The sequence below is a fragment of the Phytomonospora sp. NPDC050363 genome, assembly GCF_040655735.1.
Classification (GTDB): Bacteria; Actinomycetota; Actinomycetes; order Mycobacteriales; family Micromonosporaceae; genus Phytomonospora.
The window spans coordinates 56,998-83,903 of sequence record NZ_JBFAKK010000007.1 but is presented as its reverse complement, the minus strand read 5'-3'; the positions used below and the strand labels follow the sequence as shown (position 1 = coordinate 83,903).

The window sequence follows — 26,906 nt, the reverse complement described above, 5'->3', positions numbered from 1 at the left end:
CTACCCCCGTCGCATTGATTAGGCTAGCCTCACCTAAGTTGATCTGGCTTCGACGCCAGTGCCCCCGACAGACAAGGCCCGCCCCATGCGACAACGCGCGATCCCCGGACTCCTCGCGGTCCTCGCCCTCGCCCTCACCGGGTGCGGCGGCGCGTCGGACGCCGCCGGGCCCGCCCCCGAGATCTCCGCGCCCGCCGACCGGGTCGAACCCCTCGACGGGATCCCCGAGCCGAGGCTGCCGGTCACCGTCGCGTCCGCCGACGGCGCGAGCGTCACGCTGACCAGTGTCGACGCGATCGTGCCGCTGAGCGGCTCACTGTCGGAGATCGTGTTCACCCTGGGGCTCGGCGACCGGGTCGTCGCCCGCGACATCACCGCCACCTTCGAGCAGGCCGCCGACCTGCCCGTCGTCACGCGCGGGCACGACGTGTCGGCCGAGGGCGTGCTCTCCCTGCGGCCCGGCGTGGTGCTCGCCGAGAAGTCGACCGGGCCGGTCGAGGCCGTCGCCCAGATCAGGAACGCCGGGATCCCGATCATCGTCTTCGAGGGCGCCTCAGATCTGTCCAGTGTGGACAAGCGGATCGCCGACGTGGCCGCCGCGCTCGGCGTCACCGAGGCCGGCGACCGCCTGCGCGCCCGCACCGCCGAACGCCTGGAAGTCGTCCGCACCACCATTCCCGCCTCCACCGACAAGCCCCGCGTCGCCTTCCTCTACGTGCGAGGCTCCGCCTCGGTCTACCTGATCGGCGCGGCGAACTCCGGCGCCGCCGGACTCATCGAGGCCGCCGGCGCGATCGACGCGGGCAAGGAGGCCGGCCTCGACGGCGACTTCGTGCCGATCACCTCCGAGGCCATGGCCGCCGCCGCTCCCGACGTCATCCTGGTCATGACCAAGGGACTGGAGTCCGTCGACGGCGTCGACGGCCTGCTCGCCCTGCCCGGCGTCGCGCAGACCCCGGCCGGACTCGACCGCCGCGTCGCGGTCATCGACGACGGCGTCCTGCTCAACTACGGCCCTCGCACCGACCAGGTGCTCGCCTCGCTCGTCGCCCAGATCCACGCGGGCGCCTGATGGCCGTGCTGACCCGGCCGACGCCGTCCACAAAGGAGCCGGCGAGACCGGCGCGCACCCGCGCGGGACGGGCCTTCGCCCTCACCGCCGGCATGGCCGCCGCGCTCATCGCCGTCGCCGCCCTCTCGGCGGTGGTCGGCGCCTATGAGGTCGCGCTGCCCGACCTCTTCGCCTCGGTCCTGCACCGCGTCGGCGTCGGCGGCCGCGAACTCGACCGCGTCGCCGAGAGCGTCCTGTGGGACATCCGCTTCCCGCGCGTGGTCCTCGCCGTCCTCGTCGGCGCCTCCCTCGGCTGCGCCGGCGCCCTGATGCAGGGCGTTTTCGGCAATCCCCTTGCCGACCCCGGCGTCATCGGCGTCTCCTCCGGCGCGGCCGTCGGCGCCGTCGGCGCGATCTCGCTCGGCCTGACCTTCTTCGGCAACTGGACGATCGCCTTCTGCGGCTTCGTCTCCGGGCTCATCACCGTCGGCGCGGTCTACCTCCTCTCCCGCGGCGGCGGACGCGTCGAGGTCGTCACCCTCATCCTCACCGGCATCGCCGTCAACGCCTTCGCCGGAGCCGCGATCGGCCTGCTCATGTACAGCGCCGACAACGGCGCCCTCACCGGCATCACCTTCTGGCAACTGGGATCGCTCGCGCAGGCGACCTGGCCGAAAGTCCTCGCCGTCCTGCCGTGCGCGGCGATCGGCCTGATCGTCGCGCCCCGCTACGCCCGCCGGCTCGACCTGCTCGCCCTCGGCGAGCGCCCGGCCAAGCACCTCGGCGTCAACGTCGAGCGGCTGCGGATCGTGCTGATCCTGGTGGTGGCGCTGCTGACGGCCGCGGCCGTCGCCGTCGCCGGGGTCATCGGCTTCGTCGGCCTGGTCGTGCCGCACCTGCTGCGCATGGCCGCCGGGCCCGGACATCGTTTCCTCATCCCGGGAAGCGCGCTCGGCGGCGCGCTGGTCCTGGTCGCCGCGGACCTGATCGCGCGCACCGCCGCCGCGCCGGCCGAACTCCCCCTCGGCGTGCTCACCGCGCTGCTGGGCAGCCCGTTCTTCTTCTGGCTGCTGCGCGCCACCCGACGCAGGCAGGGAGGCTGGGCGTGAAGCTGCGGCAGGCCCTCCGGCGGCGAGCGCGCACGATCCCCGAGCGGCCCGCGCCGGGCACCGCATACCTTGAGGCGAGCGGGATCTCGGTGTCGCTGGGCGGCCGCCCGGTCCTCCACGACGTGGACCTGACGGCCTACGCCGGTGAGGTCCTTGCCCTGGTCGGACCCAACGGCGCCGGGAAGTCGACGCTGCTCGCCGCGATCGCGTCCGATGTGGACGCCTCCGGCCGGATCCGCGTCGGCGGCCGCGACATCGCCGACTGGAGCGTCGCCGAACTGGCCCTCCACCGGGCCGTCCTCCCCCAGCACCCCGTGCTCTCCTTTCCCTTCACGGTCGCCGAAGTCGTCGCCATGGGCCGCGCGCCCTGGTCGGCGACGGCCGCCGCCGAACTCGACGAGATCGCCGTGGCCGAGGCGATGGAGCTGTGCGAGGTCGACGACTTCGGCCGGCGGCCCTTCGGCGAGCTGTCCGGCGGCGAACGCGCCCGCGTCGCGCTCGCCCGGGTGCTCGCGCAGCGCACGCCGCTGCTGATGCTCGACGAGCCGACCGCCGCGCTCGACCTGCGCCACCAGGAACTGGTGATGCGCGTGTGCCGCGCGCGGGCCGGCGCCGGCGACGCCGTCATCGTCGTTCTGCACGACCTCGGCCTCGCGGCGGCCTACTGTGATCGCGTCGCCCTCATGCACGACGGGCGTCTGGCGGCGTGCGGTCCGCCGCGCGAGGTCCTCGACGCCGGCCTGCTGTCGGAGGTCTACCGGCAGCCGGTCGACGTGCTGCCCTATCCCGGCCGCGACGAACTGCTCGTCGTCCCCCGCCGGGACCTGTCCGCCCGTCCATCCCCTCAACGAGTCAGGACCAGCCCATGACGATCCAGGCACCACCCGAGAACTTCTCCGCGAGAGTGCGCAAGGCGTCCTGGGCCAAACACCAGGGCGTCGCCGACGATCCCCCCGCCGAACCCACTGAGCCCGGGGTGCTCGGCGCGCTCTTCGAGGGCGAGTTGCACCTCGGCGACTACACCGCCTGGCACGCCCAGCAGTACTTCGTCTACGACGCACTGGATTCGGGCATCGAGGCGCTGGCCGGCGATCCGGTCACGGGACGGTTCTTCTTCCCGGGGCTGTCCCGGCTGTCCGCCTTCGCCGAGGACCTGGCGCTGCTGATCGGCCCGGACTGGCGCTCGTCGATCACCCCGCTGCCCACCACGCAGTCCTATGTGGACCGGCTGCGGGAGGTCGCGGCGTCCTGGCCGGCCGGGCTGGTCGCCCACCAGTACACGCGCTACCTCGGTGACATGTCGGGCGGGCAGGCCTTCCGTGCCGCCGCGAACGACCTCTACGGCTTCGACGACGGTCCCGGCGTGCGCTTCTACAACTTCGACGGGCTCGGCGATCTGGGCGAGTGGAAGGCCGCCTACCGGACGCTGCTCGACGAGCTGCCGATCGGCGAGGAGGAGCGGCAGCGCTTCATCGACGAGGTGCTGGCCGCCTACGACTTCAACGGCGCCGTGCTCGGTGAGCTGGCCGCGAACATGCGGAGGTCGGTGTGAGCAACCCCTTCGGTCCCGACGTGATCGCCGCGATCACCAGGCACATGAACCACGACCACGCCGCCGACACCCTGGTGATCTGCCGGGGTGAGGGCGGGCAGCCGACCGCGACGGCCGCGCGGATGGACACCTTCGACGGCCTCGGCGGCGACTACACGGTGACCGTCGACGGCGCGGAGGTCGGCATCCGGATCCCCTGGGAGCGCGAGCTCAGCGGGCGGCCCGAGGTGCGGCCGGAGATCGTGCGGCTGTACCACTCGTCGCGGGCGAAGCTGGGGCTGGTGGACGAGGGGGCGAGGCACTAGGAGGTGTCGGGTGATGCGCTCGGGTCGGCCACCGCGAGCGCGGCCTCCATGTCCTCGGCGTTCTGGAAACGCTCGTCGGGCTCGCGGCTCGCGGCCTTGGCGATGATCTGGCGCAGCTCGGTTGACACGGGCAGTTCCGAGACGTCGATGTCCTCGTTGACGAGTCTGTACAGCGTGGCGGTCGCGTTCTGCGCGTCCCAAGGGGCGCGGCCGGCGGCACAGAAGTAGAGCACAAGGCCGAGCGCGTGGATGTCGGTGCGATGATCCGGAGCCAGCCCGAGGATCACCTCCGGCGCCATGTAAGTGGGGGTGCCGATCACGTCGCCGGTGCTCGTGAGCGAATCACCCTCCTCCTGCCGTGCGATGCCGAAGTCGAAGATCACCGGACCACGCCGAGGATCGATGACGATGTTCGACGGCTTGAGGTCGATGCGGATCACCTTTTCGCGCTGCAGATAGGACAGCGTGGAAGCCAGCTGTCGTCCGACTCGGCGGACCGCGGCCTCGGGAAGGGGACCCTGCGTCCGCACGACCTCGGTGAGGTCCGGTCCGTCCATCAGCTCCATGATGATCGCCGCGCCGGCTCCATGCTCGTCGTCGACGGGTTCGATCGCGTCGTAAGTACGCACGATCTGCGGATGGTCGAGCTTCAGCGCGATCTGCGCCTCACGACGGAGTCTGGCGAGTGCGACGCTGTTCCCACGATCGAAGTACCGCAGGGTCTTCACCGCCACCGGCCGTTCGAGCTGCCGGTCATAGGCCCGGTAGACCGTGCCCATACCGCCCTGGCCGATGACGTCGTGAAGTTCGTAACGGTCGGCGAGGACCCGCGACGGCGGCAGTGCACCCGCCACGATTCCGGTGTCGGTGGTGATCGTCCCCGAAGGCGCCGAGGCCAGAAGAGCGGCGCGTTCGCCCTCGTTGCTCGCGGCGAGCCCGAAGAGTACGCGACGGACGTCGGCGGAGAGCTTGTAGATCGGACCGAGAGGGCGCCGCTGCCCTTCGATGATGGTCACCGTCGCGTCGGGGCGCCGCACGTACTCGATGACGCGATGCTGTTCGAGGTGTGCGAGCAACCGCGAGATGCCGCGTTGCGATGTCCGCAGAAGCGGATCGAGCTCGACGTCGACGCCGTCGTGAACCAGATCGCTCGATGCGAACGGCTCGCCCTCGCTGCGCAGCACCCAGTCCATGAGGTGGTAGGCGGCCAGCCTGCGCCGGTCGTGATCGATCTCCACGGTGAGCATGCGGCTGCGCCGAGACTGCTCGTGTTCGAGGTGCTCACCGACGATGGACTCCAGGTCGGCGTAGAAGGCCACCCGTTCCAGGTCGTGGTCGGCTACGCGGGCGACGGGGCGGTTCTCCTCCCAGGAGACGAAGGAGTTGAACTCCTGCAGTAGCCGCCGAGGTATGCCGCGGGCCTTGAACTGCAGGTAGTCGCGGAACTGCCTCAGCTCGGCGGAGTCCCCGACCTCATCGGCCACCACGGCTTCCAGCAGGCGGTCCACGGCGTCCCAGACACACGGACGTACAACCGCCAGCCGAAGATGCTCTCGTAAATGCTATTGCCGCGTGCCGCGTCGGCCACCGCACGATCATGGAGGTCTGGTCCGGCCACGACCAGGAAGTGCACGCCGGGCATGGTCAGCACGTTCTTGATCCCGCTGAGAATGCGCTCGATCACCTCCAGCCCGGAGTCGGCGTCGGTGAGTTTGTCGGCCTCGTCGAGAACGACCACGAGGCGCAGCCGCGCACGTGCCGGTTTGTGCCAGGGCCAGAGCCGCCGGAACCGGGATTTCGGCGCGAGTCCCGCCGACCCGTTGCGGTGCAGAAGCGACACGATCCGCATGATGTCGTGTTCGACGTCGGTCTCGGAATACGCGAGGAACTGCGCCTCGGTGGCGAAGGAACTGGTCCTCTTCGCCGACAGCGTCGCCTTGACGAACGGCGCCTTCGATCCTGCGGGTGACCGCGAACAGGAGACGGTCGATATCGGTCGACCTCGCGACGTTGAGCACGATGGGAACGACGATGTCGCCGGCCGTCGGCCCGTCCGGCAGCTGCTCCAGAGCGCGAAGGACGACCGTGGACTTGCCGACGCCACGAAAGCTCCTCGACGATCACCGTTCGGCCGTGTCGAGGAATCGTTCACGTGAACCTTCACCATACCGATCGGGAACCGCCTGCCGAGCCCACTGGCTTCGCCCGGAGCGACGCTCGCCGCCGCTCCGGACTCCTTCCCGCTCGGTCAGAAGCTCTGCCACGCGCAGTTGGCCGGGTCGGTGGACCACGTCGCCGACATCTTCATCGCCCGCGCTGTCTCCGGCCCGTACTTACCGTCGACTTTCGCGCCGACGTACCCCTGCACGTTGCGCAGGGCGCCCGCCGTCGCCGGGCCGAAGCTGCTGTCGACGGCGATGTTCTGCCCGTAGCAGTCGCGCAGGGCGAATTGCAGTGCGCGAACGGCGGAGCTGTAGTTGCCGCTCTGCATCCAGCAGAGGCGGTTCCCGTTCGTCGCCGCGGGCACGTACAGCGGGCCCGCGCCGGAGCTGGGGTAGTGCGCCGCGGCCTGGGTGCACTGCGGGGTCGCGGCGGCCGCCGGGCCGGCCGTCGACAGTGTCACGGCCATGGCGCACAGCAGCATCGCCGCGAGCGCCGTCGCACGAAGTCTCAGTCGCATCCTCTTCTTCCTTTCCCCGTTGGGTTTCAGGAGAAGACTCGCGCCCCGGTCCGCCTCCGGAAAGGGGTTTCGGTCAGCGCCGAAGGCCCGGGCCGGCGCGGACCCGGCGCCCGCCAAGGTCACCGAAAGCCTCTGAAAGCTTTGCTTTCCGGAGTCGCCCTCTGGACAACGGCTCCACCGAGGCGCAGTATGGTCGGATCCTCATACGTCCCATGTGGACAGGCGCCCCGGTCGGGTCAGGTCCGGGGCGCCTTATGCCGCCCGGGAACCGCCGGGCCTTCCGCCGGCGGTACCCGGAGTCGTTTCGGCCGTTCAGCCGGTGAGCAGGTTCAGGGCGCTCAGCCGCGTGAAGGCGGGGTTGGGCTTGAACACCGGCACCGAGTCCGGATCGACCCGCAGTTTCGGGAAGCGGTCCAACAGGATGTTCAGCGCGACCCGTCCCTCCAGCCTCGCCAGCGGTGCGCCGAGGCAGAAGTGGATCCCGCGCCCGAAGGCCAGGTGGGCGTTCGGATCGCGCAGCGGGTCGTAGCGGTGCGGGTCGGCGAACTGGCGCGGATCGCGCCCGGCCGCCGACAGCCACAGCGCGACCATGCTGTCCTTCGGCACGGTCACACCGCCCAGCTCGACGTCCACAGTGGTCACCCGCACCATGTGCGTGATCGGGCTGAGCACCCGCAGCGCCTCCTCGATCGCGGCCGGCACCAGCGAACGGTCCGACCGGACCCGGGCGAACTCCTCGGGATGCGCGTCGAGGCACAGGATCGTGTTCCCCAGCAGCATCGTGGTCGTGATGTGCCCGGCGACGAACAGCAGCATCACGAAGTTGGCCAGCTGCACCTCGTTGAGGCCCTGCCCGTCGACCTCGGCCTGCACCAGCCGCGTCAGCAGGTCCTCGCGCGGATTCACGCGGCGGTCGGCGGCGTGCTCGCGCAGGTAATCCACCACCTGGCCGTTCATGTCCTGGTAGCCGTCGCTGTACTGCTGGAGGGTCTCCTCGTCGAGGGAGAACTCCACCGGCGGGTCGACGGCCATGTCGGTCCAGGCGCGAAAGAGCCCGAGATCGCTCTTGGGCACGCCGAGCAGGTCGGCGATCACGATGACCGGCAGCGGATGCGCCAGCGTCTCGACGAACTCGAACCCGTCGCGGCCCGACACGCCGTCGAGCAACTCCTCCGTGATCCGGTGGATGCGCGGTTCGAGGTCGGCGACGACCTTCGGCGTGAACGCGCGGCTCGCGATCGCGCGCAGCTGCCGGTGCTTCGGCGGGTCCATCTGGGTCAGGTCCCCGTCGAAGGAGTCGGTGGGATAGTCGGGAATGATCCGCCCGATCTCGGCCGAGAAGCGTTCGTGGTCGGACAGCACCGTGACCACGTCGGCGTGCCGGTGGACGTGCCAGTACTTCTTCTCCTCGTCGAACTCGACGGCCTTCTCCGGGTCCTGCCCGCGCAGCCAGTCCTGCCCCGGGTGAAGCCCCCACGCCTCGGGAATCAACATGTCCAAGCCCCTCTGTGTGCCACGATGGCGCCGTCCGGCGTCACTGTGACCAGGTTCGCGGGCGCGGGTACAGAACGGTTTCAGGCGGCTTTCAGTCGCCGAGTCGCAACTGCCGCAGAGTGTGCCCGTTGCCCACCGGGTCAAGGGACTTCGTCGCCTGCTTGAACAGGTACTCGGCCCGCTCGTACGACAGCCGCCCACGGCCGGTGTGCGGGCACAGGTCGGCCTCCTCGCGCATGCGCGCCGGCCCGGGCCTGCGGTCGGCCAGGAACAGCGGCCCGCGCTCGCGGCCGACGATCAGCGCCGGCAGCAGCCGCGCGGTCCCCGAGCGCCAGTTCACCCAGGTCCCGCCGACGCGAGCGCGGCGGTCGTCGAGGTCGAGTGCCTCCACGTCGAGGGAGAGCACGGTCTTGACCGCCGCCCCCGACTCGCGCAGCAGCAGCCACAGTGTGCGCTCCCGCAGCGGCACGCCCGGCCGTTCCAGCAGCCCGCCGAGTCCGGCGGGGTCGATCGGCGCCGGCCGCGAGCGCGTCTCGGCGCGCCGGGGAAGCGCCGCCGAGGGGTCGGGGATCGAGGCCCACGCGGCGAAGGAGCGGACCGCCGCGCGGTGCCGGTTCCACGTGCGCGCCGCCGCCGTACCCCAGGCGGTGTCGAAGACGCGCGCGACGGCGCCGGCGTCGAGGCCGTCGAGGGGGAGGCCGTCGCCGAGCGCGAGCCGCAACCGTCGCAGGGTCTGCCCGTAGGAGCGCAGGGTGCCCGCGTCGAGGTCGCGGCGGGCGAGGAAGTCGGCGGCGGCACGGCCGAGCGTGGGCCCGTCGGCCTCTACGGGGAGGTCGGCGGCCCGGCGCGTGAGGAAGGCGCGCTCGGCCTCGTTGGCCGTCAGCGACGCGGCCCGCTCGAACTCGCGGCGGGCCTCGCCGGCGCGGCCGAGCCGCAGCAGCAGGTCGCCGCGGATCGCGGGCAGCAGGTGGTAGTCGCGCAGCGCGTGGTCGGCGGCCAGCTCGTCGACGATGGTCAGGCCCGCACCGGCGCCGTAGGCCATGCCCACCGCGACGGCCCGGTTGAGCCGCACGATCGGCGTCGGCACCTTGGCGACCAGCAGGTTGTACAGCGAGGCGATGCCCGCCCAGTCGGTGGCCGCGGCGGTGCGGGCCTGGGCGTGACTGACCGCGATCGCGGCCTGGAGGACGTACGGGCCCGGCGCGCCGCCCACGTCGCGGGCCCGCAGCATCGCCGCGAACCCCCGGCGGATGCGCAGCTGGTCCCACAGCCCGCGGTTCTGCTCGTGGAGCTGGACCGGCTCGCCGCCGGGACCGGTCCGCGCCGCCGAGCGCGACTCCTGCACCTCCATGAGCGCGACCAGGCCGTGCACCTCGGCCTCCTGCGGAGCCAGCTCGGCCAGCAGGTTGCCCAGTCGCAGGGCTTCCAGGGTCAGGCCCGGGCGCATGAGGTCGTCGCCGGAGGTCGCCGAGTAGCCCTCGTTGAAGACCAGGTAGATGACTTCCAGGACCGACGTCAGGCGCTCGGCGAGCTCGCCGGGGCCGGGGAGTTCGAAGGCCACCCCGGCCTCGGCGAGCGTGCGTTTGGCATCGGCGATGCGGCGGGCGACGACCGGTTCGGCGACGAGGAACGCGCGGGCGATCTCGGCGGCGGTGAGGCCGCCGAGAAGCCGCAGGGTCAGCGCGACCCGCGCGTCGGTGGGCAGGACGGGGTGGCAGGACATGAACATCAGGCGCAGGACGTCGTCCTGCTCCGGTTCGGGTTCGGCCTCCCGCTCCTGCTCGCGGGCGATGAGTTCGTGCTTGCGCTCAAGGTTCTGGGCGCGGCGGATGTGGTCGACGGCGCGGCGCTTGGCGATGGCCGTGAGCCAGGCGCCCGGGTTCTCCGGGACGCCCGACTCGGGCCACTGCTCGAGCGCCGCCACCAGCGCGTCCTGGGCCAGTTCCTCGGCGAGGCCGACGTCGTGGACCAGGCGCGTGAGCCCGGCGATGATCTTGGCTGACTCGAGCTTCCAGACCGCGTCGACCGTGCGGCCGACGTCCATCAGGGGCCGAAGACCTGCTGGACGAGGCCCTTGCCGTTGCCCACGATCCGCCAGAAGCGGGTGGCCAGTTCGATGGCCTCCTCCTTGGAGCGGACCTCGATGAGGGCGAAGCCGACCACGGCCTCCTTGGCCTCGGCGAAGGGGCCGTCGGTGACGGTGATCTCGCCGTCCTTCGAGGAGAGCAGGACGCCGCCGGGCTCAAGGCCGCCGGTGGCCAGCAGGGCACCGGAGGCGCTGAGCTCCTGGATGAAGGCGCCCATCTCGCGGCCCATCTGCTCGGTGAACTCGGCCTGGTCGTCGGTGGGGAGGGTCGTCATCAGGTAACGCATGTCGTGCTCCTTTTTCGGTTTCGCTTCGGTCGGTACGTCAACACGTCGAACAGCCTATGTGACAGGGAACGTGCACGTTCCCTGTCACATCGACGAATCGACGTGTGGACGAGAAGCGATAACCGAACGAAGCCCCGAAAGGCATCGACATGACCACGCTCACCGCCACCGCCGCTCCTTCGATCAAGACCCGCACCCTCCTGGGCGTCCTGTCCACCGCCGGTCCCGCCTGGATCGCCGTGTCGCTGACCCAAGCCGCGACCCGCGAGGGTTTCGACCTGACCCGCCACCCGCTCAGCGCACTGAGCACCGGCTCGCTGGGATGGCTTCAGATCACCAACTTCATCGTCGCCGGGTTGCTCATCGTCATCGGAGCGGTGGGCCTGCGCCGGGCACTGGCCGACGGGCCCGGCGCGAAGTGGGCGCCGAGGCTGGTCGCGGCGAACGGGATCGGCATGATCGCCGCCGGAATCTTCACGATGGACCCGGGCGGCGGCTTCCCGGTCGGCTCGCCGGAGACGCCGACCACGCTGAGCTGGCACGCGGCCGGGCACATGTTCGCCGGCACCTTCGCCTTCGTCGCGCTGATGGCCGCCTGCCTCGTGCTCGGCCGTGTCTACAGCCGCGCCGGACGACGCGGGCACGCCATCGCCTCGCGGATCGCCGGGGTCGCGGTCATCATCGGCAACGCCTGGGCCATGAGCGGACAGCCGGGCGCCTCGCTCGGCCTCGCGGTCGGCGTCTTCAGCGGGATGCTGTGGGTCGCCTACACCGCCGCCCGGCTGCGCCGCTAGCTTCCCGATCCTCTGAAAGGGGCTCCCATGACCACCATCGAGCAGTACACCGCCGCCCTCCCCGCCGACCAGCGCGAGATCACCGACCGGCTCCAGCGGCTCATCGAGAAGGCCCTCCCGGGCGCCGGCGCCGTCTGGCACGGGCACCCGGTGTGGCGGGCCGAGGGAGAGCCGGCCTGCTTCTTCAAGGCCTACCCGAAGTACGTGACCTTCGGGCTCTGGCGGGGAGCCGAGATCGGCGACGAGCGCCTGAGCCTCAACGCCCGGGGAATGGGCACGGTGAAGCTGGCGACCGCCGCCGATGTCGACGAGGAACTCTTCGCGAGCTGGCTCGCGAAGCTCTAAGGAACCACCAGAAGCGCCGGGTGATCTCACCCGGCGTTCTTCTGTGCGGGGACCTCGCAGCCGTCGTCGGAGCACTCGGGGGCGCCGGGAGCGCCGTCGAGGGTGACCAGGGTGGGGTGCGAGTCGGCCCAGGCGGTGGCCAGGGCCTGGGTGAAGGTCTCGGCGGGCTGGGCGCCGGAGATGCCGTACTTGCGGTCGATGACGAAGAACGGGACGCCCGACGCGCCGAGCGCGGCGGCCTCGCGCTCGTCGGCGCGGACCTCCTCGGCGAAGGCGTTCGAGTCGGCGAGGACCTCGCGTACGCGGGTCTCGTCGAGGCCGGCCTTGGTGGCGGCGGCGACGGTCCCCTCGACGTCGTTGACCGGCACGGCCTGGGCGAAGTTCGCGCGGTAGAAGGCGTCGAGGACTTCGAGCTGGCGGCCCTCGCGCTTGGCGAGGTGCAGCAGGCGGTGCTGGTCGAAGGTGTTGCCGTTCACACGGTCCGTGGTGTAGTCGAGGCCCTCGCCCGCGGCCGCGTCGGCGACGCCCTGCTCGGCGTTCTTCGCCTGGGCGGGGGACATGCCGTACTTGGCGGCGAGCATCTCGGACACCGCGACGCCGCCGTCGGAGGACGGCGCGTTCGCGTCGAGCTCGAAGGAGCGGTGGACGACCTCGACCTCGGCGGCGTTGGCGAAGGCGGCCAGGCCGCGCTCGAAACGGGCCTTGCCGATGTAGCACCAGGGGCAGACGATGTCGGACCAGATTTCTACGCGCATGAACCTTGGCAACCGCTCGGGCGGGACGGCTATTCCGGTGACGGAGTGTGATCGCCGACGCGGCGGGCGAGGATCGCGGCGGTGTCGGTGAGCAGGCCGTCGGCGACGCGGCGGTGCACGGGGGCGAGCGCCGACCAGACCCACCTGCCGACGCGGTTGCGGTAGGTCAGGGAGGTCGCCAGGGAGACCTCGTCGCCGTCGACGTGGACGAGGAGGTGGCCGGTGGCGAGGGGCCCGGCGGCGACCAGCCGGATCCAGCCCTCGCCCGACCCTGCCACGGCCCAGCCGGCGATGTCGCCCGGCGCGCGGCGGTCGAGGCGCAAGGCGAGCAGGGCGCGCCAGATGAACTGGCCGCCGCGACCGGCGACGTCCTCGAAGGCGGCGCGCGCCCACTCCGCCGGGGACCAGCGGGCCGGGTCGGGCGCGGTGAGGGTGAAGACGTCGAGGTAGTCCGGGTCGCCCGACAGGGCGCTGATCTCGGGGGGAATCGGGTGGCGCCGGCGCACGTTCATGACCGCAAGCTAACATACATACGTGAATGTTTGTAAGTTCGGAGGCCGCGTATGACCACGCCACCCCGCCGGACCCAGGCCGACCGTCGGGCGAGGAGCCGCGACGCCCTCCTCGAAGCCGCCGCGCGCGGCCTCTCCCGCCACGGCTACGCCGAACTGTCCCTCGCCGAGGTCGCCCGCGAGGCCGGCTACACACGCGGCGCGCTCTACCACCAGTTCGCCGGCAAGGAGGAACTCGCGCTCGCGGTCGTCGCATGGGTCGAGAAGACCTGGAACGACGAGGTCCGGGCCCTCGGCGAGCGCGCCGCCGACCCCGTCGGAGCGCTGCTGGCCGTCGCGCGCGGGCACGCCGTCTACTGCCGCCGGGACGTCGCGGGGGTGATGATGACCCTCGGCATCGAGTTCGCCGGGCGCGACCACCCGGTCGGGAAGGCGCTCGGCCGGATATTCGAGCGGCTGGAGCGCGAGTGCGCCGAGCGCGTCGAGCGGGCCCGCGCGACCGGCGCGATCCCCGAGGGGCCGCCCGCGCGGGTCATCGCCGCCGCCTACCTGGGCGCGCTACAGGGCGTCGCGATGGAACTGGCCGGCCAGGCGCCCCACGACGAGGTGCTCGCCGAGCGGGCGGTGCGGGGAGTGCTGGGCCTTCCGCCGGTCTAGTCGCCGTAGACCAGGTGCTTGCGCGCGAAGGCCAGCGACTCCGCCAGGTCCGCCTCGCGGCGGGCGCGGCTGCCGACCTTGCGCGTCGACACCTCGACGGCGATGGTCCCGCGGAACCCGATCTCGCCGAGGTGCTTCAGCACCTCCGCGCACGGCTGCGTCCCCCGGCCGGGCACGGCGTGTTCGTCGCGGCCGGGGCCGCTGCCGTCGCCTAGGTGCAGGTGGGCCAGCGCGCCGCCCATGCGGGTGAGCAGGGCGAAGGCGTCGGTGCTCGACGCCGCGCAGTGCGACAGGTCGAGCGTGTAGTCGGGGAAGCCCTCGATCGTCGGGTCCCAGTGGGGCGCGTACGGCACGAACTTGCGCCCGGCCATCTTCACCGGGTACATGTTCTCCACGGCGAAGCGGATGGGCGCGAAGCGCTCGGCCATCCGCGCGAGGCCTTCGGCGAAGTTCTGCGCGTAGCCGCGCTGCCAGGCGAAAGGCGGGTGGATGATCACCGTCGAGGCCCCGAGCCGCTCGGCCATGATCGCGCTGCGGCGCAGGCGCTCCCACGGGTCGGGGCTCCACACGCGCTGCGTCATGAGCAGACAGGGAGCGTGCACGGAGCCGACCTTCACGCCGTAGTGCTTCGAGAGCCGGGCGAGGGTGTCGGCGTCCTGGCTGACGGCGTCGGTGAAGACCATCACCTCAACACCGTCGTAGCCCAGCTCGGCGGCCATTTCGAAGCCGACGGCGGTGGGTTCGGGGTAGACCGAGGACGTGGACAGCAGGATTGGCGCACCGTTAGCGGACGACACCCGACAAGGGTAGTCCGCGTTTGCCAGAGTGACATCGCCGGTGGTGTCAGTGGCGCACAAAAAGGGACGCACCGGTCGGTGCGCCCCTTCCAACGGCCTTCCCGACGGACCTCGGGTCACTCGTCGGCGGCCTGCTTCTCCTCGGTCTTGTCCTCGGTCTTGGCGTTGCGCTTGGCGGCCTGCTCGCGGATCCGCTCCAGCATCGCGGCCTTGCTGTCGGCGGCGTCCTCGCGGCCGGTCTTGTCGGCCAGACCCCCCTTGAGGTCCTTCTTCGACATCTTCTTGCGCTGTCCGCCCTGACCGAGCATGTCGTCGCGTCCCCTGGCCATGGTGTTCTCCCGTCCGTCGGTCCATGCGGCGAGACGTCTCGTCTCGCCGTCGTCGAGTATGCCGCGCTTGATCGTCTCCTGTCAAGACGATACGTCTCGTTCCGTTTGTTGCTATGGTGAAGCCGTGACCGTCAAACGACCCGCCCGGCGCAGTGAGCGCTCCCGACAGGCGATCTTGAGCGCCGCGACCGAACTCGTCGCCGAAGTCGGCTTCCCCAAGCTCACCATTGAGGCGATCGCGGCCCGCGCCGGGGTCGGCAAGCAGACCATCTACCGGTGGTGGCCCTCGAAGGGCGCGGTCGTCTTCGACGCGATGCTCTCCCAGATGGCCGAGGACGGCGACCTCTCCCTCCCCGACAGCGGCGACCTCGCCACCGACCTGCGCCTGCTCCTGCGCCAGACCGTCGCGGAGATGGGCGCCCCGGGATTCCAGGCCTCCGGCCGCGCGATGACCACCGAGATCCAGTCCGACCCGGCGCTGGCCACCGAGTACCGCGAGCGCCTCCTCGGCCCGAACCTGGAGGCGACCAAGCGGCGGCTGCGCTCGGCGCAGGAGGCCGGGCAGGTCGCCGCCGACGTCGACCTGGACGTCGCCGTCGAGCTGCTCTTCGGGCCGATCTACTACCGCTGGCTGCTGCGCCTGGGCCCGCTCGACGACGACTACGCCGACAAGGTCACCGACTTCGCGCTCTCGGCGCTGCGCTGATCCCACGCCGACCGGCGCCACGGCAGCAGCGCCGCGCTGGCGAACACCGCGACGGCGGCGACGGCCAGGGCCGTACGAGTGCTGGTCGCGGCGGCGAGGAGGCCGCCGGCGGCGATGAACATCGGCTGCACCGACTTGCTCGACACCGCCCACGCCCCGGTCACGCGCGCCATGAAGCCGTCGACGGTCACGCCCATCCGGTAGGTGGTGAAGGCCGGGTTGAACACGCCGGCGCAGAACAGCAGCGCCGTCTCCGACACCACGATCACCACCAGGCCGGCGGTTCCCGGGGCCGCGAAGGGCAGCGCGGACAGCGTCAGTCCACGTAGGACACCGAAACTCAGCAGGATCCCGCGCTGGCCGAAGCGCAGGGTCAGCCGGCGCGCGAGGAGCGAGCCGAGCACACCGCCGACGCCGGGGATCCCCAGCGCCAGGCCGTACTCCCAGGGCGTGAAACCCAGCTCCCGCAGCATGAGCACCGCCAGCAGCGGTGTGCTCAGCATCATCGCCCCGCCGAAGACCATCGCGTTCCAGAACAGGGCGTGCAGGCCGCGATGGGCGAAGATGTAGCGCCACCCGGCCGTCAGCTCGGCCGCCCAGTGTCCCTTGTGGACGCGTTTGGGCGGCTCGGGCTCGGGTGCGCGCAGCCGCCGGATCCCCAGTGCCGACAGCAGGAAGCTCACCGCGTCGAGGCCGACCGTCAGCGCCGCCCCGAACCAGGACACGAGCACGCCGCCCAGGGGTGGACCGACGCTGATCATCGTCCACAGTGTCGTCTCGAAGCGGCTGTTGGCCGCCATCCGCTGATCGGGCGTCACCAGCGCCTTGAGGTGCGCGCCGCCGGCGGCGTTGAAGACGATCGAGCACGCCGTCTGCGTCACCCCGACCACGCACAGGTGGGCGTAGGTCAGCACCCCGAAGACCATCGCGACGGGAACGCTGGCCAGGACGGCGAAGCGCACCAGGTCGGCGCCGATCATGACCGGTCTCTTGCGGCGGAACTCGATGAGGCCGCCGGCGGGAAGGGCGATCATCGCGCTCACGATCGCCGCCAGTGCGGCCAGCAGGGTGACCTCGAAGGTCGAGGAGTCGAGCACCGTCACCGCGATCAACGGAAGGGCGCCCATGCCCACCGTCGTGCCGAGCTCACTGATCGCGTAGGCGCCCCACAGGCGCCGGAAATCGGGTCCCAGGGAAGACATCCGCGCCGACACTAGACCCCGTGCCGGGCGGTCGAGATCGCGGGACCGAGGCGGGTCGCGGGATGGGAGATGGGCTCTGACCTGCGCGGAGAAAGTTTTTCTCGTTTCGCGGTCACATTCTGCGCGGCCCGCGGGTCAACCAGACGACCGACCGAAAACGCACCCCCGCGAGGAGCACCACCGTGAACACCGCCTACATCATCGTCACCGTCATCTCGGCCGTCTGGGTCGGCTTCTCGGCCTTCTCCCTGTACCGCAAGGCCGACTTCGTCGCCCAGCCCCTCAACGACTACGGCGTGCCCGAGTCGTGGTGGCCCTGGCTGGCCACCGCAAAGGCCGCCGGCGCCGTCGGCCTCCTCGCCGGTCTGTGGATCCCCTACCTGACCCTGGCGGCCGGGATCGGCATCATCCTCTACTTCCTCGGCGCCGTGATCACCGTCCTGCGGGCCCGCTCGTACAAGACCGTCGCCTTCCCGGTGCTGTACCTGGTGCCCGTCGTGGTGGCGCTGGGACTGGGACTGGCGGCCGGAAGCCTCGTCTGACGCGCACGGAACTCGCGGCCGCCGAGCGGCCGCGATTTCGTGCGTTCGGCTGGCGTCGGCAAGATCGGACAGCCCCTCCGATGTCGCCCGCCTCACGTGCCCACATCCTTTCGCCGACGACGCGCACAGGCTCGGTCGCGTTCGCCGCCGCCGCCGTCGACGCCTGCGCCTTCCCTGTTCTGCGCCTGCCCGAGGTCATCACCGTCGGCAGCAGCTATTCCTCTGACGAGCAGGAATCGCTCGGCGGAGCCTGCACGGACGTCTTCGCCCCGGGCAGCGGTCTGGTCTCAGCATGGGTCACCGACGACACCGCCACACGCACTGCGTCCCGGATCGGCGCCTCGGCCGTCGCCGCGGGCGCCGCCGCGATGTACCTCCAAGGCCATCCCGCGGCGAGCCCGTCGGAGATCTCGGCGGCCCTCACCTCGGCGGCCGTGCCGGACCGTCCGCGCGGCTACCGACTGCTCAACACGCGGTTCATGGAAGCCGCCCCCGCGACCGGCGACTTCTCCATGTCCGTCGATCGTGCGGCCGTCACCGTCGAGCGGGGCAGTTCGGTAAATTCACGATAAGTCTCTAACCCTCGATCCGCGGGTTCGCCCAGTGGTTGTGCAGGAACGCGGCCTTCCCGTCGGCCGTGTTCTCCAGGAACACCACGGGTGCCCCGGCGTCGCCGGGTTCGCCGCTCACGGCGACGAACAGGTCGCCGTCGAGCCGCAGCAGTTCCTTGCGCGGGGTCGGCGGCAGCAGCCCGGCCAGATCGGTCCCGTTGACCGAGTCCAGCCACAGCCGGCCGTCCTCTTCGACGACGTCGAAGCGCACCAGCCCCTGGTCGTAGGATCCGGCGTACCGCTCGGGATTCGTCACCGGCGAAGGGTTCTCGGGCACCGGGAGCGGCCCGGGCACCGAAACTCCGGCCAGTTCGCCCAGCACGTGCCCGAAGACCTCGCGGGCGAGGCCGCCGACGTCGCCGCCGTTGGTCAGCATCGCCACCGCCACGCCCTCGCCGGGCAGCAGCCGCAGGAACGCCGTCTGGCCGACGGTGTTGCCGTCGTGACCGACGACCTCGCGGCCGCCCTCCCAGTCGAACAGGTGCCAGCCGAGGCCGATGCCCATGGGCCGAACACTGCGCCGGGGCACGTCGACCTCGGCGACCCGCATGCGCTCCACCGACTCCGCCGACAGCAGGCGCGTGCCCCCGGGCGTCACGCCGCCGTCGAGGTGGAGGCGGGCGAAGGCGAGCAGGTCGCGCGCGGAGGTCGACAGCATCGCGCCGGCGGGACCGTTCGAGGCCGGCAGTCCCCACGTCGACTGCACCTCGAACTCACCGCCGGGCCCGGTGGCGAGGTGGCCGACGGCGGCGCGGTGCAGGATCGCCTCGTCGGCGTTGGTGGCGACGGTGACACCCAGCGGGCCGGCGAGTTCGTCGTGGACGGCCGCGCCCCACGTGGTTCCCCGCAGCACCTCGACGATCCGGCCGAGAACGCAGAACGCGGCGTTGTTGTAGGAGAACAGCCGCCCGGGCTGCAAGGGCTGCGGGACGGTCGGCAGGACCTCCTCGACGAGCTTGGCGACGGCGTCGTCGCCGCGCCCGGTGTCGCGGAAGACGTCGCCCTCGAAGCCGGCGGTGTGGTTGAGCAGGTGGCGGACGGTGATGCGGGCGGAGACCTCGGGGTCGGCGGTGCGAAACTCCGGCAGGTACTTCACCACCGGCGCGTCGAGCTCGACGAGGCCCTCGTCGACCAGGCGCATGACCAGCGTCGTCGTCCAGATCTTGGTGATGGAGCCGATCTGGAACAAGGTGTCGGCGGTGGCGGGGATGCCCGCGCGCAGGTTCGCCGAGCCCGCAGCCGCGTCGACGACCTCGCCGCCGGCCAGAACGGCGACGCTCGCGCCGGCGACCTTCCGCTCGGCGACCAGTTCCGGCAGGCGGTCGGTCAGCCAGGCCGCGATGTCGTCGAGCGCGCTCATCGTCTTCTCCTTCAGGCGGGAGCCACGATGCTAGCGGGATTTCAGCGCAGCACCCCGAGCGCCAGCGACCCCGCCGCGAGCGCCAGGAAGGCCACCGGCACGGCGATATTGGAGTAAGCGCTGGCGCGGATGTGCGCGACGACCGCTCCGATGAAGAACAGCACGAGGCCCACGGCCGCGGCGATGCCGATCCACTCGACGCCCAGCATCCCGATGACCAGCCCCACGGCCCCGGCGAGCTTCAGCACACCGAGCATCGGGATCCACGACTGCGGCACGCCGGCCCCCTGGGCGTTGTCGCGCACGTACCGGACCCCGGCGAGGTCGGCGATCGCGATCAAGGCGTTGAGCGCGGCGGTGAGGATCGTAATGATCAGGTAGGCGGTCTGCATGGCCCCAGTCTTCGGCGAGGCCTCCCGCGCGTCCAATACCTCTTTCCATAACCTGTGGGCATGGATGTCGACACCCGGCTGCTGCGCTACTTCGCGGCCGTCGCCGAGGAGGGAAACCTCACCCGCGCCGCCGAGCGCCTGCGCGTTTCCCAGCCCGCGCTGACCAAGCAGATCCGCCGGCTCGAAACACTCCTGAAGGTGCGCCTGTTCGACCGCTCACGCGCCGGCATGGCCCTCACCGACCCCGGCCGCACCCTCGCCGAACGCCTCCCGGCACTCCTCGGCGACTGGGACACCGCCGTGCACGCCACCCGTGCGAGCGCCGGACGCGCCGCCCGCACCCTCCGCGTCGGCTTCCTCGCCAGCGCCGCCAACGAGGCGACCCGGCCGATCGTCGCCGCCTTCACCAAGCGCCGCCCCGGCTGGCGCGTCGAGATGCACCAGGCGTCCTGGGCCGACCCGACCGGCGGCCTCGCCACCGGCGACGTCGACGCCGCCCTGGTCCGCCTGCCGTTTCCCGGGCAGGAGACCCTGCGGTTCGCGGTCTTGTTCGCCGAGCCGCGCATGGTCGCGCTCGCCGACTCCCACCCGCTGGCCGCGCGCGAGCGCGTGGACTTCGCCGAGCTGCTCGACGAGCCCTTCGTCGCCGCTCCCGCCGAGACGGGCGGCTGGCGCGACTACTGGCTGGCCGCCGAACGGCGCGATGGCCGGGCCCCGCGCGTCGGCGCCGTCACCGACCAGCCCGACGCGTGGCTCAGCGCCATCGCCAACGGGTACGGGGTCGCGCTGGCACCGGAGTCGGCGGCGCGCTTCTACGCCCGTCCGGGCGTGACGTACCGGCCGGTCGACGGCGTCGAGCCGAGCGAGGTGGGCGTGGCGTGGTCGCCGGGCGCCGAGGGCGACCCGGTCGTGCGCGACTTCGTCGAGTGCTGCCTGCGGGTCGTCAGGAGCGGCGGTCGGCCTTCTGCGACTTGACGCGCGCGTTCTCCCGGCGCACCTCGGCCTGGGTGTTGCGCTCGGCGCTGAGCCACTCGGGGTTCTCGGCCTTGATGGCCTCGATCTGCTCGGTCGTCAGCGCCTCGGTGACCCCGCCGCGCGCGAGCCCGGCGATCGACACGCCCAGCTTCGCGGCCACGACCGGTCGCGGGTGAGGGCCGTCGCGGCGCAGGTCGCGCAGCCACTCGGGCGGGTCGGCCTGGAGCGAGTTGAGCTCGTCGCGGGAGACGACACCCTCCTGGAACTCGGCGGGGGTGGCCTCCAGGTACACACCCAGCTTCTTCGCCGCTGTCGCGGGCTTCATGGTCTGGGTGGTCTTCTGCGACGTCATGGGCCAAGACTAACGAGCGCGACCGCCGCCCCGGACCGGGACCGGTAGCCTGACCTGGTGACCGGCCCCGAGGTACCTCCGACGTTCCGCCTCGCCTACGTCCCCGGGGTGACGCCCACGAAGTGGGTGCGGGTCTGGGAGGAGCGCCTCCCCGACGTTCCGCTGACGCTCGTCGCGACCCCCGCCGCCGAGGCGGAGGCCCTGCTCCGCGAGGGTGGCGCCGACGCGGCGCTGCTGCGCATGCCGGTCGACCGCGACGCCTTGCAGGCGATCCCGCTCTACACCGAGACGACCGTCGTCGTGGTCCCCAAGGACCACGTCGTGGCCGCCGTCGAGGAGCTGCGGGTCGGTGAACTGGCCGACGAGGCGATCCTGCACCCCCACGACGACGTCCTGGAGTGGGAAACCCCACCCGGACGGCCCGCCGTCGAGCGCCCCGAGAGCACCGAGGACGCCATGGCGTGGGCGGCGGCCAGCGTCGGGCTGCTGATCGTGCCGCAGTCGCTGGCGCGGCTCTACCACCGCAAGGACCTCGTCTACCGGCCGCTGACCGACGCGCCGGAGTCGCGGATCGCGCTGTCGTGGCCGGCGGGCGACACCGGCGACCTGGTCGAGGAGTTCATCGGCATCGTGCGCGGCCGGACGGTCAACAGCTCGCGGGGACGGTCGGCCCCACCGCCGCCGAAGGCCGCGCCCACCGCGAAGAAGAAGCCCCCGCCGCGTAAGGCAACGCCCGCGAAGAAACCGCAGGGTGGCGCCGCCAAGGGCGGCGGGAAGCGTGGGAAACCCCGCAAGCGCTAGTGAGGCATCATGGCGGCATGTCGGATACCCCCACGATCACCGAGTCCTGGCAGCGCATCGAGGCGTGGCTGAGCCGCCACGCGCCCGGCAGCCTCGCCAAACTCGCCCCGCCCGCGACCGATGAGGCCATCGCCACGGCCGAGAAGGCCATCGGCGTGGAGTTTCCCGCGCAGCTGGTCGAGTCGCTGCGCTGCCACGACGGGCTGAAGCGCTGGGGAAACATGTTCCCCGGCCAGCCGCCGCTGGAGGTCCGGCGCATCGTCGCGCACTGGAAGATGTGCATGGAGATCAACGAAGACCTCGGAGAAGACGCCGGCGAGGGCAACGCGAACTTCGCGGAGCCCTGGTGGCACCCCCTGTGGATCCCGTTCGCCGAGATCGACGGTGACTCGCAGATCATCGACCTGCGCCCGGGACCCGACCACGGACGCCTCGGCTGGGCCGTCCACGACAACGGCGGTGACTTCGACGAGGCGTGGCCCGACCTGGCCGCATACATGCACGCGGTCGCCGAGGCCTACTACGCGGGCGGCCCGGTCGAGCACAGTTACCCGTACCTGCTCGGCGACGAGGTGTGGTGGTCGCCGGCCGACACCACCGACGTCAACGGCAAGCCGGTGACACCCGCGCCGATCGGCGTCAGCTGACGCGCCGGGCCGCGAGCAGGCCCGGCCGGATGAACGCCACCGCGCCCGACGCGCCGGGCAGGAAGTCGACGTGCCGCCGGGGCGAGACCGTGCCGTCAACGAGGAAACGGTCGTTCCCGGCCGGTCGAGCGAGCACGGTCTCCCCGCCGGTCGTCACCCGCAGCGCCTCCCCGTCGACGCTGACCTCGTGCCGCGCCGACCGGCGCGCGTAGGTCCCGGCGTAGTCGGCGAGAGGTCGCGCCTGGTCGCCGATCGCCGGTCGCGGCTCCTCCAGGCCGGTGCTCGCCGCGATCGCGCGCGTCGCCACGTCGAGGACCACGTCCTCACTGCCCCTGCCGACCGCGAGCACCGCGACGGCCGTGCGCCGCGACGGCACCGACCACAACCGTGTCCGGAAGCCGCCGTACACACCGCTGTGGCCGGCCACGACCGTCCCGTCGGCCGCGCGCCACGCCTCCCAGCCGGGACCCCACAGGCGATCGCCGTAGGCGTCGGCGAAGTCGGCGGCGCCCAGGACGCCCAGGTCGCCGAGAGCACCGCCCGGCCAGGTCGCGGCGGCCAAGGCGAGAACGTCGTGGACCGTCGCCCGCACACCTCCCGAAGAGATGCGCGCCCGGGGCATGGACAGATACGACGACCGCCGGGGGTCGGCGTCGTCGTGCGCGAGGAGGGAGGCGTCGTCGGCCCAGGGACGGCAGTCGGCGCCGGTCATCCCCGCCGGTGCCAGGACGCGCTCGCGCAGCGCGGCCTCGAAGGTCGTCCCGGCCGCCACCGCCGCCCGATGCCCCACCAGCCAGTACCCGGGGTTGCCGTAGGACCAGGGCGCGCCCAAGTCCTCGATCAGGTCCGGGCGCGCGGCGTAGGCCGCGAGCGCGCCGTCACCGTTTCCCAGCGCCTCCAGGTCACCGCCCCAGTCCGGCCCGACCCCGCCGGTGTGCCGCAGCAGCGAGCGCACGGTCGCGGCACCGAGCACGGGCGCGTCGAGGTCGAGGAGCCCGTCGGCGGCCAGTGCGTGGAGCAGCGCCGACGTCGCCGGCTTGGTGATCGAGCAGACCGGAAACGGCGTCCCGTCCGTCAGAGGCTTCCCGCCCGGACCTCGCCGGCCCGCCGCGTGCGTGTCGACGCGCTCGCCGACTCGCACGCCGAGCACGATGCCGTCGGCGAGTCCGGTGGTCACGGCGGAGTCGAGCGCGTTGATCAAGTCGTCCACAAGAGGAATGTAGTCAGCTGGACGGCCGCGTCGGTGAAGCGGGCGCTAGTCGGGGAAGCGCTGGAGGAGTTCGGCGACGGACTGTTCCAGCGCCAGCGACACGAAGGCGTCGGCAAAGCCGAGCGCGTGGTTGATCCGGATCATGTGGACGTTCGCGGTCGCCGTCCCGGTCTGGATCCGCCGCACGCCCGGCCGGTCGTCCTCGATCCAGGCCAGCATCGCCGTCTTCATGCGCACGCCGAGCCCGAGCCCCCGGTGGCGCGGCAGGACCGCGGTGACCTTCTGGAAGGCGCGCTCCTGGTCGTCGGGGGTCAGCTCGACCACCGTCATGCCGGCGACGGCGCCGGTCGCCGACTCCATCGCGACCAGCCCTCGCTGCTCCACACCGCGCCCCAGCAGCCGCTCCTCCTCATCCCGCAGCCGCTCGACCGTCCGCGACGGAAAGCGCCAGGACGCCTGATCCCCCGGCCGGTCCTCGAAGGCGATCAGACCGTCCACATAGGACTCCACCATGTCGTCGGGAACCCGCCCCACCCACCGCCGCAACTCGAAACCGTCGGGCATCGGCCCCGCCAACGCCCGCCACCCACCACCCGCGATCTCAAGACGCTGCATCACAAAGCTGGCCGTGGTCCGAAACCCTTGCGCCGCGGCCCATCGGCTCCCCGGCCCGCCGCCCCACGCGCCACCGATCAGCCGGTCGTAGCCGCTGTCCCGGATCGCCGGAATCGCCGACTGCAACAAAGCCGTCCCCAACCCCCGCCGCCGATCCACCGGGCGCACCCGCACCCCGATCCGCGCCAAGCCGACGTTCTCCTGCCCCAGCAGGTCAAGCCGAGCCCCACCCACCAGCCGCCCACCCTCGCGCCCCAGCCACACCCGCGTCCCCACATCCGCCGGATTCGGGCGCAGCATCGTCTCGACTGCCTCAACCGTCGGCGGATCGATGTCGGGAAACTCCACGGCATAGAGCTCGCCCATCAGCCCGTGATAGTCGGCGATGTCGGCGGGCGAGACGGTGTCGAGGGCACGAATGTCGAGAGGCATGCGGCGCAGCCTATTGCCCGAAGGCTCCCGATTGGCCACCCTGTGCTCGGCCGCCGTCGCCGTCGCCGCCGGCTACGAGTTCCGGCCCGAAGTGACCGACGATCTTCTCCTTTATCGACCGCACCCCGGCCCACCCTTCTTCTGCTGGTAGCAACCCCATCTCGCACTTGACCCGCATGCGTACCCTGTCCTCACCTCGTGTGCCGATGGCACACACTTTGCCCCTCATCGGCGGAGGTGACCGCGATGAAATCCTTGGCCGAGGCTCTTCAGGCACTGTCGATCGCGGTGACGTCCCCGCGAGGCATGGCGAGGGTGACGGTCTCGGGCGGCGGCACCAGCGTTGTCGTACGCGGACGAGGGGTCACCGCGATCGGTGAGGCCGACATCGCCGCCGAGGTGGCCGCCGCCTGGCGCCGCGCCTTAGTCCGGCGGCTGAAGGCCACCGAGCTGTTACAGGAACAGTGGCGTGGCAACGAATCGCGCGCGCCCTCCCCTGAACTGGTCGAGCGGGCCCGGCTGCGCCGTCTCGCCCTCGACGGCGTCGACGTGACCGCCACATCCCCGCGCGGACTCGCCAAGGCCCGCCGCAAAGGGGACCTCGACGTCGCGCTCGCCTTAAGGCCGGGCGCCCTGGATTTCCTCGACGACGACGAGCTCGGCGCGGAGATCACCGCCGCCGTCCGGGCCGTCGACGGCGCACGGACCCTGGCGCGCCGCGCCGCACTGGCCGCCGTGTCCGAAGTAGACCGACCCCATCCCCCTCCTCCCGGCAGGTGATCTCCCCATGCCCGACAACCCCGGCTTCGGTTTCGACGCGCTGATCAGCGAAGGCGCGATCTGGAGCAAGTTCGACGAGTTCAAGCGCGCCTTCGTGGACGCCCTCATCGAAGACAGCGAGATCGAGGGCGCCGACGACTTCTACTCCGTCGGCGCACAGCCCAACCTCTGGCACCAGGTCCACATGAACGCCAAGTTCGTCGTCTCCGGCAACCCCTTCAGCCTCGAACCCGTGGTCGGCAAACTCTACGACGGGTTCCGCGACCTCCAGACGGCCATGGGCGAGTTCCGCGGCCTCGACACCGAACTGCAGGGCTGGTCGACCCGGGCCGCCGGCCAGTTCCGGACCGGCTACTACGACAAGTTCGAGCGCGTCAACCTCAACCAGCTCGTCGTCACCAGCGAACTGGCCGGCCTGGTGGGCGGATACCGGCAGATCATGGCCGCCGGCCGCAAGGACTTCGACGCGATCCTCGACAGTGCCATCGCCGCGTGTCGCGGTTACCGCAAGGAAAGCGGGGGTTCGAGTGCGTGGAGCACCGGCTTCAAGGTCGCCGGGATCGTCGCGACCGTCGCGGGAACCGTCGCCGCGGTCTTCGGAACCGCGGGACTGGCCGCCCCGGAGGCCGTCGGCGGCGGCATCGCCATCGTCGGCGGCCTGGCGAGCCTGGGAAGCTCGGCGACCGAGTCGTCCGGCGGATCCACCACCCGGACCTTCGGCTCGCCGTTCGAGATCCTGTCGCAGTTCAACAGTGTCAGCGACTCCTTGTGCGAGCGCATGGTGACCGAGGCCGACCGGCTGCTGGCGGTGCTGACGTCCGATGTGGACGAAGTCGGCGACGGGTCTGCCTTGGTCGTACCGCGCCCCGACGTGGCGACCCTCAACGCGAACCAGTATCTGACGGAGTTCCCGTTCTACGGTGACAGCAACGACCAGACCGTCGACCTCCTGGAGCTGTGGATGGCCGGCACGAGGCGCCTGCCGATCGTCGCGGCGACCTACGGGGAGGCCGGATCCCGGTTGCCCTACAGCGGATCGAGCCTGACCGCCGGGCTCAGCGACGCCGAGTTCATCGGCGCCGGGGCGGTGGCCTATCTCGACCACCTGCTCGACGTCCTGGTCCACCGCATCGGCCAGACCCGCGACGATCTCGTCGACGTCGGCGGCATCCTCGTCGACATCGCCTGGGCCTACGCCGAAACCGACCAGGACAGCGCCGCCGGTCTCCAGGCCCTCATCGACGACGAGCGGCAGCGCGGCAACCTCGACGACGTCCCCACCCAAGTACCCGACGTCGCCGACGTTCCCATCAGCCCGCTTCCGGCCACCGCCCCCGAATCGGGCCAGGCCCCCGGCAGCTACAACCCGGTGATGCCCGACACCGTCGTCCCGATGGGCGACGGCACATCGATCATCGTCGAGTCGCCGCCCGCCGACGATCCCGTGTGGACCACTGACGACGAGTACGACCCGGACGGTCCGCACGGCGGTTACACGCAACCGCCGCCGAGGGACGGGGGCTGATCC

Annotated in this window: 33 protein-coding genes; 17 read left to right on the top strand and 16 right to left on the bottom strand. The window is 71.5% G+C overall.

Annotation, left to right across the window (positions count from 1 at the left end):
• Nucleotides 1–85 precede the first annotated feature (85 nt).
• Genes AB0I28_RS20065 through AB0I28_RS20045 form a run of 5 tightly spaced genes read left to right on the top strand, consistent with a single transcriptional unit; the run spans nt 86 to nt 4,017 of the window.
• Nucleotides 86–1,072: an ABC transporter substrate-binding protein gene (locus AB0I28_RS20065; protein ID WP_357495317.1), complete on the top strand. Its 987-nt coding sequence runs from the start codon at nt 86–88 to the stop codon at nt 1,070–1,072.
• Complete coding sequence (locus AB0I28_RS20060) at nt 1,072–2,160, top strand: iron ABC transporter permease (protein WP_357495315.1); 1,089 nt, start codon at nt 1,072–1,074, stop codon at nt 2,158–2,160. The genes AB0I28_RS20065 and AB0I28_RS20060 overlap by 1 nt, the downstream gene beginning before the upstream one ends.
• Complete coding sequence (locus AB0I28_RS20055; protein WP_357495313.1) at nt 2,157–3,029, top strand: heme ABC transporter ATP-binding protein; 873 nt, start codon at nt 2,157–2,159, stop codon at nt 3,027–3,029. Before AB0I28_RS20060 ends, AB0I28_RS20055 begins: the two co-directional genes overlap by 4 nt.
• Nucleotides 3,026–3,712 carry a biliverdin-producing heme oxygenase gene (locus tag AB0I28_RS20050; RefSeq protein ID WP_357495311.1) on the top strand — a complete coding sequence of 229 codons (687 nt, stop codon included), beginning with the start codon at nt 3,026–3,028 and terminating at the stop codon, nt 3,710–3,712. Before AB0I28_RS20055 ends, AB0I28_RS20050 begins: the two co-directional genes overlap by 4 nt.
• A complete protein-coding gene (locus AB0I28_RS20045; protein ID WP_357495309.1) occupies nt 3,709–4,017 on the top strand; it encodes a DUF2470 domain-containing protein in 309 nt (102 codons plus the stop codon). Before AB0I28_RS20050 ends, AB0I28_RS20045 begins: the two co-directional genes overlap by 4 nt.
• On the opposite strand, the gene AB0I28_RS20040 is transcribed toward AB0I28_RS20045, so the two are convergent.
• A complete protein-coding gene (locus tag AB0I28_RS20040) occupies nt 4,014–5,525 on the bottom strand; it encodes a serine/threonine-protein kinase (RefSeq protein WP_357495307.1) in 1,512 nt (503 codons plus the stop codon). The genes AB0I28_RS20045 and AB0I28_RS20040 overlap by 4 nt on opposite strands.
• Nucleotides 5,468–5,857, bottom strand: a complete 390-nt coding sequence (locus AB0I28_RS20035) for a hypothetical protein (protein ID WP_357495305.1) — start codon at nt 5,855–5,857, stop codon at nt 5,468–5,470. The genes AB0I28_RS20040 and AB0I28_RS20035 overlap by 58 nt, the downstream gene beginning before the upstream one ends.
• Nucleotides 5,858–5,915: 58 nt before the next feature.
• On the opposite strand from AB0I28_RS20035, the gene AB0I28_RS20030 reads away from it, so the two are divergent.
• Nucleotides 5,916–6,173: a hypothetical protein gene (locus AB0I28_RS20030; RefSeq protein ID WP_357495303.1), complete on the top strand. Its 258-nt coding sequence runs from the start codon at nt 5,916–5,918 to the stop codon at nt 6,171–6,173.
• Nucleotides 6,174–6,265: 92 nt separating this feature from the next.
• Here AB0I28_RS20030 and AB0I28_RS20025 read toward each other — a convergent pair whose 3' ends face one another.
• From AB0I28_RS20025 to AB0I28_RS20010, 4 genes are all read right to left on the bottom strand, one after another.
• The gene (locus AB0I28_RS20025) at nt 6,266–6,697 is read right to left on the bottom strand and encodes a peptidoglycan-binding domain-containing protein (RefSeq protein ID WP_357495301.1); all 432 of its coding nucleotides are present in this window, start codon (nt 6,695–6,697) and stop codon (nt 6,266–6,268) included.
• 312 nt (nt 6,698–7,009) lie between these two features.
• Nucleotides 7,010–8,191: a cytochrome P450 gene (locus AB0I28_RS20020; protein WP_357495300.1), complete on the bottom strand. Its 1,182-nt coding sequence runs from the start codon at nt 8,189–8,191 to the stop codon at nt 7,010–7,012.
• Between the two features lie 91 nt (nt 8,192–8,282).
• A complete protein-coding gene (locus AB0I28_RS20015) occupies nt 8,283–10,235 on the bottom strand; it encodes a sigma-70 family RNA polymerase sigma factor (RefSeq protein WP_357495298.1) in 1,953 nt (650 codons plus the stop codon).
• Nucleotides 10,235–10,564, bottom strand: coding sequence for a YciI family protein (locus AB0I28_RS20010; protein WP_357495296.1), 330 nt, complete (start codon nt 10,562–10,564; stop codon nt 10,235–10,237). The genes AB0I28_RS20015 and AB0I28_RS20010 overlap by 1 nt, the downstream gene beginning before the upstream one ends.
• Before the next feature lie 149 nt (nt 10,565–10,713).
• On the opposite strand from AB0I28_RS20010, the gene AB0I28_RS20005 reads away from it, so the two are divergent.
• Nucleotides 10,714–11,358, top strand: coding sequence for a DUF998 domain-containing protein (locus tag AB0I28_RS20005; RefSeq protein ID WP_357495294.1), 645 nt, complete (start codon nt 10,714–10,716; stop codon nt 11,356–11,358).
• Nucleotides 11,359–11,385: 27 nt separating this feature from the next.
• Complete coding sequence (locus tag AB0I28_RS20000) at nt 11,386–11,703, top strand: DUF1801 domain-containing protein (protein WP_357495292.1); 318 nt, start codon at nt 11,386–11,388, stop codon at nt 11,701–11,703.
• 26 nt (nt 11,704–11,729) lie between these two features.
• On the opposite strand, the gene AB0I28_RS19995 is transcribed toward AB0I28_RS20000, so the two are convergent.
• Both AB0I28_RS19995 and AB0I28_RS19990 read right to left on the bottom strand, forming a co-directional pair.
• Nucleotides 11,730–12,458 carry a DsbA family oxidoreductase gene (locus tag AB0I28_RS19995; RefSeq protein ID WP_357495290.1) on the bottom strand — a complete coding sequence of 243 codons (729 nt, stop codon included), beginning with the start codon at nt 12,456–12,458 and terminating at the stop codon, nt 11,730–11,732.
• Between the two features lie 29 nt (nt 12,459–12,487).
• Nucleotides 12,488–12,970 carry a hypothetical protein gene (locus AB0I28_RS19990; RefSeq protein ID WP_357495288.1) on the bottom strand — a complete coding sequence of 161 codons (483 nt, stop codon included), beginning with the start codon at nt 12,968–12,970 and terminating at the stop codon, nt 12,488–12,490.
• A gap of 51 nt (nt 12,971–13,021) precedes the next feature.
• Between AB0I28_RS19990 and AB0I28_RS19985 the strand changes: the two genes are divergently transcribed.
• Complete coding sequence (locus tag AB0I28_RS19985; RefSeq protein ID WP_357495287.1) at nt 13,022–13,627, top strand: TetR/AcrR family transcriptional regulator; 606 nt, start codon at nt 13,022–13,024, stop codon at nt 13,625–13,627.
• On the opposite strand, the gene AB0I28_RS19980 is transcribed toward AB0I28_RS19985, so the two are convergent.
• Nucleotides 13,624–14,346: a sugar phosphate isomerase/epimerase family protein gene (locus AB0I28_RS19980; RefSeq protein ID WP_357495942.1), complete on the bottom strand. Its 723-nt coding sequence runs from the start codon at nt 14,344–14,346 to the stop codon at nt 13,624–13,626. The genes AB0I28_RS19985 and AB0I28_RS19980 overlap by 4 nt on opposite strands.
• Before the next feature lie 194 nt (nt 14,347–14,540).
• The gene (locus AB0I28_RS19975) at nt 14,541–14,753 is read right to left on the bottom strand and encodes a DUF6243 family protein (protein WP_357495285.1); all 213 of its coding nucleotides are present in this window, start codon (nt 14,751–14,753) and stop codon (nt 14,541–14,543) included.
• A gap of 124 nt (nt 14,754–14,877) precedes the next feature.
• Between AB0I28_RS19975 and AB0I28_RS19970 the strand changes: the two genes are divergently transcribed.
• Complete coding sequence (locus AB0I28_RS19970) at nt 14,878–15,459, top strand: TetR/AcrR family transcriptional regulator (protein ID WP_357495283.1); 582 nt, start codon at nt 14,878–14,880, stop codon at nt 15,457–15,459.
• On the opposite strand, the gene AB0I28_RS19965 is transcribed toward AB0I28_RS19970, so the two are convergent.
• Nucleotides 15,414–16,661 (bottom strand): MFS transporter, encoded by a 1,248-nt coding sequence (locus AB0I28_RS19965; protein ID WP_357495281.1) that lies wholly within the window; start codon nt 16,659–16,661, stop codon nt 15,414–15,416. The genes AB0I28_RS19970 and AB0I28_RS19965 overlap by 46 nt on opposite strands.
• A 182-nt stretch (nt 16,662–16,843) precedes the next feature.
• Between AB0I28_RS19965 and AB0I28_RS19960 the strand changes: the two genes are divergently transcribed.
• Together AB0I28_RS19960 and AB0I28_RS19955 are read left to right on the top strand one after the other, a co-directional pair.
• Entirely contained in the window at nt 16,844–17,203 is a 360-nt protein-coding gene (locus tag AB0I28_RS19960; protein WP_357495279.1) for a DoxX family protein, read from the top strand.
• An 80-nt stretch (nt 17,204–17,283) separates the two neighbouring features.
• The gene (locus tag AB0I28_RS19955) at nt 17,284–17,775 is read left to right on the top strand and encodes a hypothetical protein (protein WP_357495277.1); all 492 of its coding nucleotides are present in this window, start codon (nt 17,284–17,286) and stop codon (nt 17,773–17,775) included.
• A 4-nt stretch (nt 17,776–17,779) separates the two neighbouring features.
• On the opposite strand, the gene AB0I28_RS19950 is transcribed toward AB0I28_RS19955, so the two are convergent.
• Complete coding sequence (locus AB0I28_RS19950) at nt 17,780–19,174, bottom strand: serine hydrolase (RefSeq protein ID WP_357495275.1); 1,395 nt, start codon at nt 19,172–19,174, stop codon at nt 17,780–17,782.
• A 41-nt stretch (nt 19,175–19,215) separates the two neighbouring features.
• Nucleotides 19,216–19,566, bottom strand: coding sequence for a DoxX family protein (locus AB0I28_RS19945; protein WP_357495273.1), 351 nt, complete (start codon nt 19,564–19,566; stop codon nt 19,216–19,218).
• A gap of 60 nt (nt 19,567–19,626) precedes the next feature.
• Here AB0I28_RS19945 and AB0I28_RS19940 point away from each other — a divergent pair, with 60 nt between their 5' ends.
• Nucleotides 19,627–20,541 (top strand): LysR family transcriptional regulator, encoded by a 915-nt coding sequence (locus AB0I28_RS19940; RefSeq protein WP_357495271.1) that lies wholly within the window; start codon nt 19,627–19,629, stop codon nt 20,539–20,541.
• Here AB0I28_RS19940 and AB0I28_RS19935 read toward each other — a convergent pair.
• Entirely contained in the window at nt 20,510–20,893 is a 384-nt protein-coding gene (locus AB0I28_RS19935) for a DUF5997 family protein (RefSeq protein WP_357495269.1), read from the bottom strand. The genes AB0I28_RS19940 and AB0I28_RS19935 overlap by 32 nt on opposite strands.
• Nucleotides 20,894–20,950: 57 nt before the next feature.
• On the opposite strand from AB0I28_RS19935, the gene AB0I28_RS19930 reads away from it, so the two are divergent.
• Together AB0I28_RS19930 and AB0I28_RS19925 are read left to right on the top strand one after the other, a co-directional pair.
• Complete coding sequence (locus AB0I28_RS19930) at nt 20,951–21,694, top strand: LysR substrate-binding domain-containing protein (RefSeq protein ID WP_357495268.1); 744 nt, start codon at nt 20,951–20,953, stop codon at nt 21,692–21,694.
• Nucleotides 21,695–21,711: 17 nt separating this feature from the next.
• Nucleotides 21,712–22,341, top strand: coding sequence for an SMI1/KNR4 family protein (locus AB0I28_RS19925; RefSeq protein ID WP_357495266.1), 630 nt, complete (start codon nt 21,712–21,714; stop codon nt 22,339–22,341).
• Here AB0I28_RS19925 and AB0I28_RS19920 read toward each other — a convergent pair.
• Both AB0I28_RS19920 and AB0I28_RS19915 read right to left on the bottom strand, forming a co-directional pair.
• Nucleotides 22,334–23,551, bottom strand: a complete 1,218-nt coding sequence (locus AB0I28_RS19920) for a serine hydrolase domain-containing protein (RefSeq protein ID WP_357495264.1) — start codon at nt 23,549–23,551, stop codon at nt 22,334–22,336. The two genes, AB0I28_RS19925 and AB0I28_RS19920, sit on opposite strands and share 8 nt — an antisense overlap.
• Before the next feature lie 45 nt (nt 23,552–23,596).
• Entirely contained in the window at nt 23,597–24,598 is a 1,002-nt protein-coding gene (locus AB0I28_RS19915) for a GNAT family N-acetyltransferase (protein WP_357495263.1), read from the bottom strand.
• A gap of 246 nt (nt 24,599–24,844) precedes the next feature.
• On the opposite strand from AB0I28_RS19915, the gene AB0I28_RS19910 reads away from it, so the two are divergent.
• Both AB0I28_RS19910 and AB0I28_RS19905 read left to right on the top strand, forming a co-directional pair.
• Complete coding sequence (locus AB0I28_RS19910) at nt 24,845–25,378, top strand: hypothetical protein (protein WP_357495261.1); 534 nt, start codon at nt 24,845–24,847, stop codon at nt 25,376–25,378.
• A gap of 7 nt (nt 25,379–25,385) precedes the next feature.
• Entirely contained in the window at nt 25,386–26,903 is a 1,518-nt protein-coding gene (locus tag AB0I28_RS19905; protein WP_357495260.1) for a hypothetical protein, read from the top strand.
• Nucleotides 26,904–26,906 lie beyond the last annotated feature (3 nt).